The sequence below is a fragment of the Dactylosporangium sp. NPDC006015 genome, assembly GCF_040614215.1.
GTDB classification, from domain to species: Bacteria; Actinomycetota; Actinomycetes; order Mycobacteriales; family Micromonosporaceae; genus Dactylosporangium; species Dactylosporangium maewongense.
Map to the genome: position 1 here is coordinate 210,763 of NZ_JBEXUD010000004.1, position 12,239 is coordinate 223,001.

12 protein-coding genes are annotated in these 12,239 nt (G+C 72.5%); 1 reads left to right on the forward strand and 11 read right to left on the reverse strand.

The annotated features are described in order from the left end of the window. Positions 1–497 precede the first annotated feature (497 nt). Positions 498–1,349, forward strand: a complete 852-nt coding sequence (locus ABZ321_RS09485; RefSeq protein ID WP_354890536.1) for an NAD(P)H-binding protein — start codon at positions 498–500, stop codon at positions 1,347–1,349. On the opposite strand, the gene ABZ321_RS09490 is transcribed toward ABZ321_RS09485, so the two are convergent. The 11 genes from ABZ321_RS09490 to ABZ321_RS09540 all read right to left on the reverse strand — a co-directional run bounded on the left by ABZ321_RS09490 (position 1,318) and on the right by ABZ321_RS09540 (position 12,206). After that, a complete protein-coding gene (locus ABZ321_RS09490; protein WP_354890538.1) occupies positions 1,318–1,884 on the reverse strand; it encodes a hypothetical protein in 567 nt (188 codons plus the stop codon). The two genes, ABZ321_RS09485 and ABZ321_RS09490, sit on opposite strands and share 32 nt — an antisense overlap. Then, the gene (locus tag ABZ321_RS09495) at positions 1,881–2,360 is read right to left on the reverse strand and encodes a GNAT family N-acetyltransferase (RefSeq protein ID WP_354890540.1); all 480 of its coding nucleotides are present in this window, start codon (positions 2,358–2,360) and stop codon (positions 1,881–1,883) included. Before ABZ321_RS09495 ends, ABZ321_RS09490 begins: the two co-directional genes overlap by 4 nt. A gap of 46 nt (positions 2,361–2,406) precedes the next feature. After that, positions 2,407–4,575: an MMPL family transporter gene (locus ABZ321_RS09500; protein ID WP_354890541.1), complete on the reverse strand. Its 2,169-nt coding sequence runs from the start codon at positions 4,573–4,575 to the stop codon at positions 2,407–2,409. Between the two features lie 20 nt (positions 4,576–4,595). Then, complete coding sequence (locus ABZ321_RS09505; RefSeq protein ID WP_344514793.1) at positions 4,596–5,138, reverse strand: helix-turn-helix domain-containing protein; 543 nt, start codon at positions 5,136–5,138, stop codon at positions 4,596–4,598. Between the two features lie 106 nt (positions 5,139–5,244). After that, positions 5,245–5,568 carry a hypothetical protein gene (locus ABZ321_RS09510; protein WP_344514795.1) on the reverse strand — a complete coding sequence of 108 codons (324 nt, stop codon included), beginning with the start codon at positions 5,566–5,568 and terminating at the stop codon, positions 5,245–5,247. Positions 5,569–5,637: 69 nt separating this feature from the next. Next, the gene (locus ABZ321_RS09515; RefSeq protein ID WP_354890543.1) at positions 5,638–6,618 is read right to left on the reverse strand and encodes a BadF/BadG/BcrA/BcrD ATPase family protein; all 981 of its coding nucleotides are present in this window, start codon (positions 6,616–6,618) and stop codon (positions 5,638–5,640) included. Further along, a complete protein-coding gene (locus ABZ321_RS09520) occupies positions 6,615–7,856 on the reverse strand; it encodes a 6-phospho-beta-glucosidase (protein ID WP_354890545.1) in 1,242 nt (413 codons plus the stop codon). The genes ABZ321_RS09515 and ABZ321_RS09520 overlap by 4 nt, the downstream gene beginning before the upstream one ends. Continuing rightward, on the reverse strand, positions 7,853–8,674 hold the full coding sequence (locus ABZ321_RS09525; protein ID WP_354890547.1) for a carbohydrate ABC transporter permease: 822 nt from the start codon (positions 8,672–8,674) through the stop codon (positions 7,853–7,855). The genes ABZ321_RS09520 and ABZ321_RS09525 overlap by 4 nt, the downstream gene beginning before the upstream one ends. Positions 8,675–8,714: 40 nt before the next feature. After that, positions 8,715–9,626, reverse strand: a complete 912-nt coding sequence (locus ABZ321_RS09530) for a sugar ABC transporter permease (protein ID WP_354890549.1) — start codon at positions 9,624–9,626, stop codon at positions 8,715–8,717. Positions 9,627–9,628: 2 nt separating this feature from the next. Then, positions 9,629–10,933: an ABC transporter substrate-binding protein gene (locus ABZ321_RS09535; protein WP_344514805.1), complete on the reverse strand. Its 1,305-nt coding sequence runs from the start codon at positions 10,931–10,933 to the stop codon at positions 9,629–9,631. Between the two features lie 145 nt (positions 10,934–11,078). After that, positions 11,079–12,206, reverse strand: a complete 1,128-nt coding sequence (locus ABZ321_RS09540; protein ID WP_354890551.1) for an ROK family transcriptional regulator — start codon at positions 12,204–12,206, stop codon at positions 11,079–11,081. Positions 12,207–12,239 lie beyond the last annotated feature (33 nt).

Genomic DNA, 12,239 nt, shown 5'->3' on the forward strand with positions numbered 1-12,239 from the left:
CGTAGCGTCCTGGCGGTTGATGATCAACAGGGCCTGCGCGGGAGCCGACCGAGGGGGCCGCGGACATTGACGGCTGACCTACTCTTTGGGCATGCCGGACCACCTTGACGGCCCATTGGCCGAGTTCGCTGCGCTGCGGCGGGAGGTCGACCGTCGCGCGGTCGCTCAGCAGCAGATCCTCGTCGTTCAGGTGCTGACATCCGGCGCCTTTAGCCGGCTCCGGCATCGCGGGCACAGCCGGAGACGTGAACGCGTCGGCGGGCAGGGCCGGGCCGGAAACTCGGTTCGGGTGAAGGGTGGGGCGCCGGTAGGGTGAGGCGCTGATCGGAGAGGACGTGGTCCCGGGACACGACACGACGGAGACGGGGCCCTGGTCGGGGAGCTGACCGAGGGTCGGGGTCTGAACCTCGCCGCACCCTGCACGGGTGGCGGCGCCCGCTCCCTTGTTGGTCCCTGCCCGGCGCCCGGATGCGCCGCGATCACCCTTGGAAACAACCATGATTCTCGTCACCGGTGCCACGGGCACCATCGGTTCTGAGCTTGTTCCACTGCTCGCGCGGCGGCATGCCGTGCGGGCCATGACCCGGAGGCCGGCGCGGGCCGGGGAGGTCTACGGCGACCTCGACCGGCCTGAGACGCTGCCGGCGGTGCTCGACGGGGTGGGCGCGGTGTTCGTGCTCGTCCCCGGCTACGACGATCGAGGGCCGGCGCAGGAGCTGGCGCTCGTGGCGGCCGCGCGGGACGCCGGGGTGCGACACCTCGTCAAGCTGTCCACCAGCGGCGTCGCGTTCGGGGCCACCGACGCGATCTCAGCGGGGCACCGCGCCGGGGAGGACGTCATCCGCGGGTCGGGCATCCCGTGGACGGTGCTGCGGCCGGGGACGTTCATGACGTACCTGGAGCAGTACGCTCACGGGATCGCCCGTGAGCGCACCATGACGGTCACCGAGACCGACCCGGTGTCGGCGATGGTGCACCCGCTCGACGTGGCCGCCGTCGCCGCGACCGTCCTCACCCGGCCGGGGCACCTCGGGCGGGAGTACACGATCACCGGGCCCGAGGCGCTGTCGCCCCGGCGGCAGGCGGAGATCGTCGGCGAGGTGATCGGCGAACCGGTGCGGCTGGCCGTGCGTACCGTCGCGGAGACCCGGAACGTGTTCGAGCGCCGCGGCTGGGGTGGGCCCCGGCTGGAGGCGCTGCTGGAGCTCAAACGGCAGTCGGGGGCGTGGGACCACACGGTGGCCGACACGGTGCCGCGGGTGGTCGGGCGGCCGGCGTTGACCCTGCGGGACTGGCTGGAAGAGCACGCGGAGCTGTTCAGTGGCGGCGGCGGTACCGCTCGTCCCTGACCAGCACGTCCATGTCGAGGTCGGCGAGGCCGAGCAGGAAAGCCTCGCCGTAACGGCGGACGTCGCGGAGGTGGGGCACGTCGGCGGTGGCGTCGGTGACGGCGTCGCCGAGCTGGAACAGGGCGCGCGGCGGACCGAGCAGGAACAGCGTCGCCGCGTGCTCGGTCACCGAGAGGGCGCCGTCGTCGCCGGGCGAGGGGCGCGGCGCCGGGGAGCGGAGGGTCGCGGGCCGGCCGGGGGAGAGCGCCGCCCGAATCCCTTTCCATGCTGACGGGCGCAGGCCGGTGTCCGAGCGGGCGAGGACCAGGTCGGGCCCTTCAAGCGGCAGGTGCACGACGCTGTGCGGGCTGACCGCGGCGACCCGGCACCACGCGCCGAACAGGACGAGCGCGGCCCGGGACCCGGTGAGCCGCCCTTCGCCGTGCCGGGCGAGCGGGGAGCTGACCGTGAGCGCCACGGGTGAGTGGGGCCGCAGCACCCGGCAGGAAGGGGCGTGGTGGACGACGGCGCGCAGCCGTGCGGGGCCGTGGGTCACGAGGGCAGGTCGAGGCGGTACCGCTGCTCGACGCGCCCGTTGCGCGGGTGCGGGGCGGGGTCGCCGAGGGGCTGCCAGCCGAGGCTCTCGTACAGCCGGACCGCCCGCGGGTTGTCGACGTAGACGTCCAGCTCGGCGTCGGCGAACCCGGCTGCGGCGAGCAGGGGTGGCAGCGCCGTCATGAGGTGCCGTCCGACGCCCGCGCCCCAGCCGCCGGGGCGCACCCCGAGGTAGCGGACGGCGGCGGTCCGCTCGGTGTGGGGTGCGATGAGGGAGAAGCCGACGACGCGCTCGCCCAGGGCGACGACCAGCATCGTCCTGGGCGAGGTCGACAGCACCGCCTGCAACGGCACCCTGGCCAGCTCCAGCGGCGCGACCTCGGTGCCGTCGCGGGCGGCGGTGCCTTCGGCCCACACCTGCGCCGCGTCGTCGAGGTAGCGGCCCCGGCCGTCGAGCTCGATGCTCACCTGAGTCATCGGGCCAGTCTGCCGAGGCCGCCGTGCCACCGCGACCGGTTAAGGCTCAGACGCGGACGGGCTCCGGGTCCGGGGTGGCGGCGAGGTGCTCGCGGAGCTTCTCGCCCTCGATGTCGACGTTCGGCAGGATCTTCGACAGCCAGCCCGGCAGCCACCACGCGGACCGGCCGAGCAGCGACACGACCGCCGGGACGATGGTCATGCGCACCACGAACGCGTCGATGGCGACGCCGATCGCGAGGGCGAAGCCCATCGACTTGATGACGGGGTCGTCGAGCAGGATGAAGCCGGCGAAGACCGACGTCATGATGAGCGCCGCCGCGGTGACGACCCGGGCGCCGTGGCCCATGCCGCTGATCGTCGCCTCCTGCGGGCCGGCGCCGTGCACGTAGTCCTCCCGCATCCGGGACACGAGGAACACCTCGTAGTCCATGGCGAGGCCGAACAGGATGCCGATGAGCAGGATCGGCAGGAAGCTGACCAGCGGGCCGGGCGTGTCGAGGCCGACGAGCGAGGCCAGGTGCCCCTTCTGGAAGACCAGGACGGTGACGCCGAACGTGGCGCCGACGGTGAGCAGGAACCCGGCGGCGGCCTTCAGCGGCACGAGGATCGACCGGAACACGAGCATCAGCAGCAGCACGGACAGCCCGACGACCAGCGACAGGTAGCGCGGCATCGCGTCGGACAGCTTCTCCGACACGTCGATGCCGACGGCGGTCTGGCCGGTCAGGGCGATGTCGGCGCCCTGGACCTGCTTGACGCGGGCCCGGACGTCGTGGACGAGGGTCTCGGTCGCCTCGTCGGTGGGGCCGGTCTTCGGGATGACGGCGAGGAGCGCGGTCTTGCCGTCGCGGCTGAAGTTGGGCGGGGTCGCGGCGAGGAGGTTCGGGGTGCCCTGCAGGACGCCGAGCGCCTCCTGCGCCTTCGCCTTCGTGGTGTCGGCGGAGCCGGTCGACACGACCAGCGCGAGGCGGCCGTTGAACCCGGGGCCGAAGCCCTCCTCGATGAGGTCGGCGGCCTTGCGGGCGGGGGAGTCGGTGGGGCCGGCGCTGGCGCCGGGCAGCGCGATGCGCATGTCCGCCGACGGGATCGCCAGGGCGCCGAGCCCGAGGACGCCGATGATGAGCACGGGGATGCGGAAGCGGGTGATCGCCCGCGCCCACCGGAACCCGAGGGCGTCGGTGTGGTCGGCGAGGTCCGGCCCGGCCTTGCGCAGCCGGCGCGGCAGGATGCGGGTGCCGGCGAAGCCGAGCAGCGCCGGCTGCAGGGTGATGGCGACGAGCACCGCGACGGCGACGGTACCGGCCGCGGCCAGGCCCATGACGGTCAGGAACGGGATGTTGACCACGGCGAGGCCCGCGAGGGCGATGACGACGGTGGCGCCGGCGAACACGACCGCGGAGCCGGCGGTGCCGACCGCGCGCCCGGCGGCCTCCTCGGGCGCGATGCCCTCGACGAGGTGCTGCCGGTGCCGGGACGTGATGAACAGCGAGTAGTCGATGCCGACCGCCAGGCCCAGCATCAGGGCGAGGACCGGCGCGGTGCTGGTGAGCTGGATGGCGCCGCTGAGCGCGTACAGCCCGGCCATGCCGGCGCCGACGCCGATGAGCGCGTTGAGCATCGTCATGCCGGCCGCGACCAGCGCGCCGAACGTCACGACGAGCACGACGAGGGCGATGACGACGCCGATGCCCTCGGTGCCGCCGACCTCCGGCTCGCTGTTCATGACCTCGCCGCCGTGCTCGACCCGCAGCCCGGCCTGCTCCGCCGCGGCGCCGCTCGCCTCATAGGCGGTGCGCTGCTCGTCGGTGACCTTGTCGGCCCGCTCGGCGAACTGGACGGTGACCAGCGCGTAGTCGCCCTGCGGCGACACGGCGCCGGTCTGGAACGGGTCGAGTGCGCCGATGACGCCGGGCAGCTTCGACGCCTCGGCGACGAGCCCCTGCACCGCGTCCTTGGACGCCTGCAGGTTCTGCCCCTTCGGCGCGGCGATCACGATGGTGCCGGTCGCGCCGCTGGCCTCCGGGAACTGCGACTTCAGCGCGTCGATCGCCCGCTGCGACTCGGTGCCCGGCATGGTGAAGTCGCTCGAGGTGGCGCCGCGGAATGCGGCCGCCGCACCACCGAGCCCGCCGAGGATCACCACCCAGATGATCAGCACGAGCCAGCGGTGCCGGAACGATGCCCGCCCCAGCCGGTAGAGCACGGTTGCCATGTCGGTCGTCTTCCTGTCGGTTAGGTGAGGGGTTCCAGCACCCGCGCGGCGGTGGCGATGAGCGCCGCCCGCAGGGTCGCGTCGTCGTACTCGGTGCACGCGAAGACCACCGCCGGCAGCCCGGCGAGCACGAACTTCGCGGCGAGCAGCGCGGTGGGCGCGGCGGACCCGCCGGCGAGGGTGACGACGAGCTGTTCCGTCAGCTCGTGTACGGGTCGCAGCGCGGGCTGTTGCAGCAGGGCCGGCAGGTCGCCGTAGATGACCTGGATCTCTTTGCGGTATCGCATCGCGAGGTCGACGAAGCCCTCGATCGCGATCTCGCGGGCCAGGGCGGGCGCGGTCGTGGCGGCGACCCGGGCGTCCAGGTCGGCGAGCTCGGCGATGGCGGGCGCGCACAGCTCGGTGAGGATCGCGTCCTTGCCGTCGAAGTGGTACAGCAGCGTGGCCTTGGAGCAGCCGACCTCGGCCGCGATGTCCTGCAGTGACGTGCCCTTGTAGCCGGACTCGGCGAACTGGCGCGTGGCGGCGGCCAGGATCTCGTCGCGGGTCTTGCTGCGGGCCATGGGGGTCACCTCCGTCGGTCAGCATGCCTGACCGATCGGTCAGAACCTGACCGATCGGCCAGTTTTGTGCCTGACCTCACATCCCCATCGGCGGGGCGATCCCGGGCTACAGGGTTAGGCGCCGCCCGGTCGCGCCGTCCACGACCTCGCGGTCCCGCAGCGGTGTCTTCAGCGGCACCGGCACCGTCTGCGTGGTCATCGGGTCCTGGCCGCAGCTGCCTCGGCCGCGCAGGTACGCGGTCAGCCGGACCTGCCGGGAGTCCTCGGCGACGTCGATGCGGTCCAGTGCCTCGCAGCTGGAGAACGTCAGGCTCACCCGCAGGCCGTGCTCGTCGGGCACGGCACCACCGATCGGGGTCCGGGTCGTGGACGGGGCGCTCAGCACCCATGCCACCGCCACGACCGCGCCCGCGATCAGTACCAGTGTCACGATCCTTGTCCAGGCCCGCATGCTCGTTCCCCCGTTTCGCGGGACACGATAGTGGCAGACCCTGAACGGTCAGAGGCCCTGCCGGACGGCGGCCTCCACGGTTGCGGGGACGTGGCCGCCGTGCAGGTCGTCCAGGGCGAGCAGCGCCGCGCCCGCGACCGGCAGGGAGGACAGCACCGTCACCGTCGCGTGCGGCGACAGCGCGGCGAGCCGCGCCAGGATGTCGCCGTGCAGCTGCGGGTGGCGGGCGGTCAGCACGCCGCCGCCGAGCACGACGGTGTATGCGGTGTCCAGCAGCGACAGTCGGCCGGCGGCGACCTTCACCAGGGCCTCGATCTCCGCGGCGAGCCGCGTCACGACCCGGCCGGCGACCGCGTCGCCGTCGGCGGCCACGGTGAAGAGCACCTCGCTCAGCTCGTCCAGCCGCGCCGCCGGCAGGTCGCCCAGGTGCAGGGCGACGCTGACGTCCTCCGCGGTCGGCAGCCCGTACGCGGCGGTGACCGCGCCGGTGAGCGCGGTGGCGGGTCCGCGGCCGTCCTCGCCGCGCACCGCGTGGTAGAGCGCCAGCGCGGCGAGGTGCTGCCCGCCGCCCCAGTCGCCGGACAGCTGCCCGAGCGCCGGGAAGCGCGACGTCCGCCCGTCGCGGCGGCGGCCCACGGCGTTGATCCCGGCACCGCAGACGACTCCGACCGCGTCGGCGGCCGCGGTGCCGGCGCGCAGCAGGGCGAACAGGTCGTTGTCGACGGTGACCGCGTCGGCGAGCCCCAGGGCGGCGACGCCCTCGTTGAGCCGCTCGACCTCGATGGGCAGGTCGGCGCCGGCGAGGTACACCTGCAGCCGGCTGAGCCGCAGGTCCGCGGGCACGGCCGCGGCGGCCCGCGCCTGGCCGACCAGGTCGCCGAGCAGCTTCAGGCAGGCGGGCAGCCCGATGTTGTGCGGCGACGTGGTCGGGCCGGAGACGCGGGCGAGGATCCGGCCGTCGGAGTCGCCGAGGACGACGTCGGTCTTGGAGTTGCCGCCGTCGGCCGCGGCGAAGAGTTGTGCGGTCACGACAGCCACGCGAGGTGCTCGCGGTTCGCGGCGAGCAGGTCGTCGGTGAGCCTGGTGGCCTGCTGGTGCTGACCGACCAGGGGGTGGGCGAGCAGCGCCTGGTAGACGCGGTCCCGCCCGCCGTGCACCGCGGCGTCGACGGCGAGCTCCTCGTAGGCGCTGACCGCCGAGACCAGGCCGCGCAGGTGCGGGGCGAGCGACGGGGCCGGCAGCGGGGTGGCTCCGGCGGCGCCGACCCGGCAGGTGACCTCGATGACGGCGTCGTCGGGCAGGAACGGCATGGTGCCGTCGTTGCGGACGTTGACGGCGTGGATGCCGCCGTCGTCGTGCTGCAGGGAGGCGATGAGCCCGACGGCCGCCTCGGAGTAGAACGCGCCGCCGCGCTGCCCGAGCAGCTCCGGCTTCTGCGTCAGCGCCGGGTCGGCGTACATGCGCAACAGCTCCGACTCGATCTCGGCGACCTTCGCGCCGCGGGTCGGCTTGCCGCGCTCCTCGGCGACGACCTCGTCGTGGCAGTAGAAGTACCGCAGGTAGTACGACGGCACGTTGCCCAGGTTCTCCAGGACGGCCTCGGGGATCTGCACCTCCCGCGAGATGTCCTGCAGATGGGTCGCCAACAGTGACGGCAGCCGGTCGACGCCGTCCACGAAGGCCGCGCGCTCCCACGTGAGGTGGTTGAGGCCGACGTGGTCCAGGACGACCGAGGCGGGGTCGACGCCGAGCTGCGCGGCGAAGCGGCGCTGGAAGCCGATCGCCACGTTGCACAGCCCGGCGGCCTTGAACCCGTGGTCGAGCAGCGCCCGCGTCACGATCCCGACCGGGTTGGTGAAGTTGACGATCCACGCGCCCGGGTCGGCCCGCCGGGCGATGTCCAGGACGACCGGCACGGTGCGCAGCGCCTTCGCGAGGCCGCCGGCGCCGGTCGTCTCCTGCCCGACGCAGTCGCAGGCGAGCGGGAACGTCTCGTCGCTGATCCGGGCGGCCTGCCCGCCGACGCGCAGCTGGATGACCACGGTCGCCGCGCCGGCGAGGGCGTCGTCGACGTCGGACGTCCACCGCAGCGTCCCGGGGTGCCCGTGGGCGGCCATCAGCCGCCGGGCGAACGCGCCCACGACCTTGAGGCGCTCCGCGTGCGGGTCCAGCAGGACGATCTCCGAGGCGAACGGCGCCAGCCGCGCGAACCCGTCGATGAGCTCCGGGGTGTACGTGGAGCCACCCCCGACGACGGCGATTTTCAACCTTTGACTCCTGTCAGCGTGACACCCTGCACGAACGCGCGCTGGGCGAAGAAGAACAGCACCACGACCGGCACCATCGTGAGGATGGTCGCGGCGCTGACGAGGTTCCACTGCACATGATGCAGGGTCTTGAAGGACGCCAGGCCCAGTGACAGCGTCCAGTTGTGTTCGTTCTCGCTCGTGTAGAGCAGCGGGCCGTAGTAGTCGTTCCAGGCGTAGAAGAACTGGAAGAGCGCGGCGGCGGCGATCCCGGGCCGGGCCATCGGCAGCACGATCCGCAGCAGGGTCCGCCACTCGCCGCACCCGTCGACCCGGGCGGCGTCCAGGTAGTCGCCGGGGATGGTGAGCAGGAACTGCCGTAGCAGGAAGATGGAGAACGCGTCGCCGAGCAGCATCGGCAGCACCAGCGGCCACAGCGTGCCCGTCAGGTTCCAGTTGGCCCACATGAGGTACAGCGGCACGGTCGTCACCTGCGGCGGGATCATCATCATGCACACGATGACGACGAGGAACGCGCCCTGCCCCCGCCAGCGCAGCTTCGCCAGGGCGTACGCGGCCGGGACGCTGGCCAGCAGCATGAACGTGGTTGCGGCCACCGAGTAGATGACGGTGTTCAGCAGGTACCGCGGCATCGGCGTCCTGCTGAAGACGTCGGCGTAGTTCGCGAAGCGCCATTCGCGCGGCCAGTACGACGAGGTCAGCGCCTGCGAGTCGGTCATCAGCGAGGTCAGCAGCAGGAAAAGCACGGGCGCGACGAACATGACGCACAGCGCGATCGTGATGCTGTGCCTGGCCGTCCACAACAACCAGCGGTTCATGTCACCTTCAGGGATCGGCGCAGGGTCGGCAGCGGGCGGTTCATGTGGCCTTCAGGGATCGGCGCAGGATCAGCAGCGAGACGGCGAACGCGACGAGGAACAGCACGACGGCCATCGCGTTGGCGTAGCCGAGGGCGCCGTAGCGGAACCCGACGACGTACAGCCACAGCGGGTACGTGAACGTGGACCCCTCCGGGTAGCCGAACGTGGAGGAGATCCCGGCGCCGGTGGTGGCCTGCCCGCTGGCGGCGGACGCGGCGACGGCGGCCTGCGCGAAGTACTGCAGGGTGGTGATGACGCCGATGACGGCGGTGAACACGACGACGGGGGAGATGTTGGGCAGCGTCACGTGCCGGAAGCGCTGCCACGCGTTCGCGCCGTCGATCTGCGCCGCCTCCAGCTGCGCCTGCGGCACGTCCAGCAGCGCCGCCAGGTACAGGACCATGACGTCGCCGACGCCCCACAGGCCGAGCAGCACCAGCGACGGCTTGGACCACTCGGGGGAGTTGAACCACAGCGGTCCGTCGATCCCGACGTGCGCCAGGGCGGTGTTGACCGGGCCGACGCCGGGTTTGAGCAGGTAGACGAACGCGAGGGTGGCCGCGACCGGCGGGGCGAGCGCCGGCAGGTAGAAGATGGTGCGCACGATCCCGGCGCCGCGCCTGACGGTGGTGAGCAGCATCGCGGTGGCGAGGCCGCCGAGCATCCGGGCGGGCACCAGGATCGCGCACAGCCACAGCGTGTTCTGCGCGGCGCGGGTCAGGAACGGGTCGTCGAACAGGTGCCGGTAGTTGCGCAGCCCGACCCATTCCGGCGTGCTGAGCAGGTCGAACTTCGTGAACGAGAAGTAGACGGCGCTCAGCAGCGGGTAGAGGAAGAAGACCACGATGCCGACCGTCGCCGGCGCCATGAACGAGGCGACGGTCAGCACGTGGCGGAGCTTGTAGGGCACGGTCAGCCGCCGAGCTTCAGCAGCGAGTCGACCTGCTTGTCCACGTCGGACAGCCCCTTGCCGAGGTCGGCGGCGCCGCCGCTCTGCCAGGTGTCGCAGAAGGTCTGGAACGTCTCCTGGTAGGCGGGGCCGGCCGACGACGGCGGGGTGGTGCTGGTCTTCGGGTGGTTGAAGATGTCGACGAACGTCTTGAACTCCGCGTCCAGGTGCAGGTCCGGCGAGGCGAGCGCCTCCTTCGTGGACGGGATGTTCTTGAGGCTGTTGGCGAGCTTGACGATCGTCTTGGTGTCGGTGGTCAGGTACTTGATGAACTCCCACGCCGCCTCGGGGTTCTTCGCGGTGCGGGAGATGCCGATGACATTGCCGGTGACGTAGCCGGCGCCGTAGCGGTCGGGGCTGGACGTCGGCATCGGCGCGACCCCGAACTGCAGGTCGGGAGCCTGGTCCTTGGCGAACGCGATGCGGTACTCGCCGTCGAAGTTCATCGCGACCTGGCCCTTCTGGAAGGCGTTCGCGTCGGAGTACTCGTCGCCGAGGGAGGCGCGGAAGGCCTCGAGCTTGTCGTAGCCGAACCAGTCGACGAGCTCCTTCTGCCACTTCAGCAGCGTCTGCCAGGCGGGGTCGCCGCCGATCGCGGAGCTGCCGTCGCCCTTGAGCCACTGCCCGCCGACCATCGGCCCGAGGTGCGACGGGGCGTTCTCGTAGAAGCCCCACAGCGGCAGGAACCCGGCGACCTGGATGGTGCCGTCGGCGGAGCGCTTGGTGAGCTTCTTCGCCGCGTCGGCGAACTCCTCGAGGGTCTTCGGCGGGCCGGCGATCCCGGCCTCGGTGAAGAGCTTCTTGTTGTAGTACAGGCCGTACGCGTCGGCGAGGACCGGCATGGCGCAGCGTTTGCCCTTGTACTGCGTGTACTCCTTGACGGTCTGCGGGAAGCCGTCGAGGGACACCTTGTCGCGGGCGATGTACTGGCCGAGGTCGAGCCAGGCGCCGCTGGAGCAGAACTGCCCGACGATGTCGGTGGAGTAGGACAGGCCGACGTCGGGGCCCTGCCCGCCGCCGATGGCCTGGGTCATCTTCGAGTCGTCCTGCCCGGACTTGACCACGACCTTGATCTTCGGGTGGGACGCCTGGAAGTCGGCGACGACGCCGTCGATGGCGGCGGCCTCGCGGTCGGTGAAGAAGTGCCAGAACTCCACGGTGCCGGAGACGTCGGCGCCGGGGTCGGCGATCGGTTTGTCCTTCGGGCCTGGGGTGCAGGCGGTGGCGAGCAGCGCCACGGCAGCGAGCAGAGAGACGATGCGACGCACGGGATTCCTCCTGGGGGTGGGCGTGCGGAAGCAGCCGGTCAACAAGGGCATTGACCAACGTCACTTGCATGGGGGATGGTGTGTGAAGCGCGCGGACGCCGGTCGATGCCGCCAGATCGGCCGGCGTCCGCGGTTCGTGGGCCCGTTAGGTTCCGGGCGTACGCAGGCTCTCGATCAGCCTGCGGCGCACCGCGGACAGCGCGGCGTCCGCGGCGCCGAGCAGGGGAGCGTCGTCCTCGACGGTGCTCACGGCGATGTCGGTCGACAGCGGCGCCGCCCGCGACATCGCCTTCGCGACCGCCTCGCCGAGCGCTGGCCCGCCGGCCCGGCCGATCTCGCCGCCGAGCACCACGAGCTGCGGGTCGAGCACCGCGACGACGGCGGCGAGCCCGATCACGATCCGGCCGGCGAGCTCCCGCAGCAGCGCCGTGTCGGTGATCCGCAGCCCGCGCCCGGCGGCCAGCTCCCGGACGGCGTCGCCGCTGACCAGGTCGTGGAAGTCCCGGGCGCCGTCGGCGGCGACCGGCATGTAGCCGATCTCGCCGGCGCCGCCGCGGGCGCCGCGCAGCAGCGTGCCGCCGCCCAGGTCGATCGCCAGGCCGAGACCGGTCTGGCCGAGCCACAGCAGCACGAACCCGTCGGCGTCCGGCAGGCCCCGCGCGGCGCCGTGGGCGCGTTCGGCGAGCGCGGCGAGGTTGACGTCGTTGTCGACCTCCACCGGTACGCCGGCCGCCGCGGCCAGGTCGTCGACGAGCCCGCGCCGGCTCCAGCCCGGGACGTCCACGTGGTGGATGACCCGGTCCCGCGGGTCGAACGCGCCGGCGACGGCCAGCTGCACGTGCGCCACCGGGCCGCGGGCGACGCCGGCCGCCGCGCACAGCGCGTCGACGGTGTCGGTGACCGCGGTGGCGGGGTCGGTGCGGGCGAAGTCGACCGGGACGGCCAGCCTGGCCCGCTGGGCGCCGCGCAGGTCGTGCAGCGACGCGGTCAGCGACGGTGCGTCGTCGCGCACCGACATGGCGACGGCGTAGGCGGCGTCGGGGTTGACCGCGTACACCTCCGCGTTGGGGCCGGGGCGGCCGGTCTCGTGTCCGGCGCCGACGACCAGGTCGGCGTCGGCGAGGCGGCGGATCGCCTCGGAGATCGTCGGCTTGGACAGGCCGGTCAGGGCGCGCAGCTCGGCCCGGGTGAGCTGCCCGTGGTCGAGGAGGTGGCCGAGCGCGGCCGCCTCGTTGAGCGCCTTGAGCAGCTTGGAGGAGCCCCCGAGCGGCATTTGCTGCCTCCTCCAACTAATAGGCAGATTGAC

Excerpts from the sequence above, each read along its gene's own strand:
- ABZ321_RS09485 (WP_354890536.1), top strand. The coding sequence starts at position 498 with ATGATTCTCGTCACCGGTGCCACGGGCACCATCGGTTCTGAGCTTGTT.
- ABZ321_RS09495 (WP_354890540.1), bottom strand. The coding sequence starts at position 2,360 with ATGACTCAGGTGAGCATCGAGCTCGACGGCCGGGGCCGCTACCTCGAC.
- ABZ321_RS09500 (WP_354890541.1), bottom strand. The coding sequence starts at position 4,575 with ATGGCAACCGTGCTCTACCGGCTGGGGCGGGCATCGTTCCGGCACCGC.
- ABZ321_RS09505 (WP_344514793.1), bottom strand. The coding sequence starts at position 5,138 with ATGGCCCGCAGCAAGACCCGCGACGAGATCCTGGCCGCCGCCACGCGC.
- ABZ321_RS09525 (WP_354890547.1), bottom strand. The coding sequence starts at position 8,674 with ATGAACCGCTGGTTGTTGTGGACGGCCAGGCACAGCATCACGATCGCG.
- ABZ321_RS09540 (WP_354890551.1), bottom strand. The coding sequence starts at position 12,206 with ATGCCGCTCGGGGGCTCCTCCAAGCTGCTCAAGGCGCTCAACGAGGCG.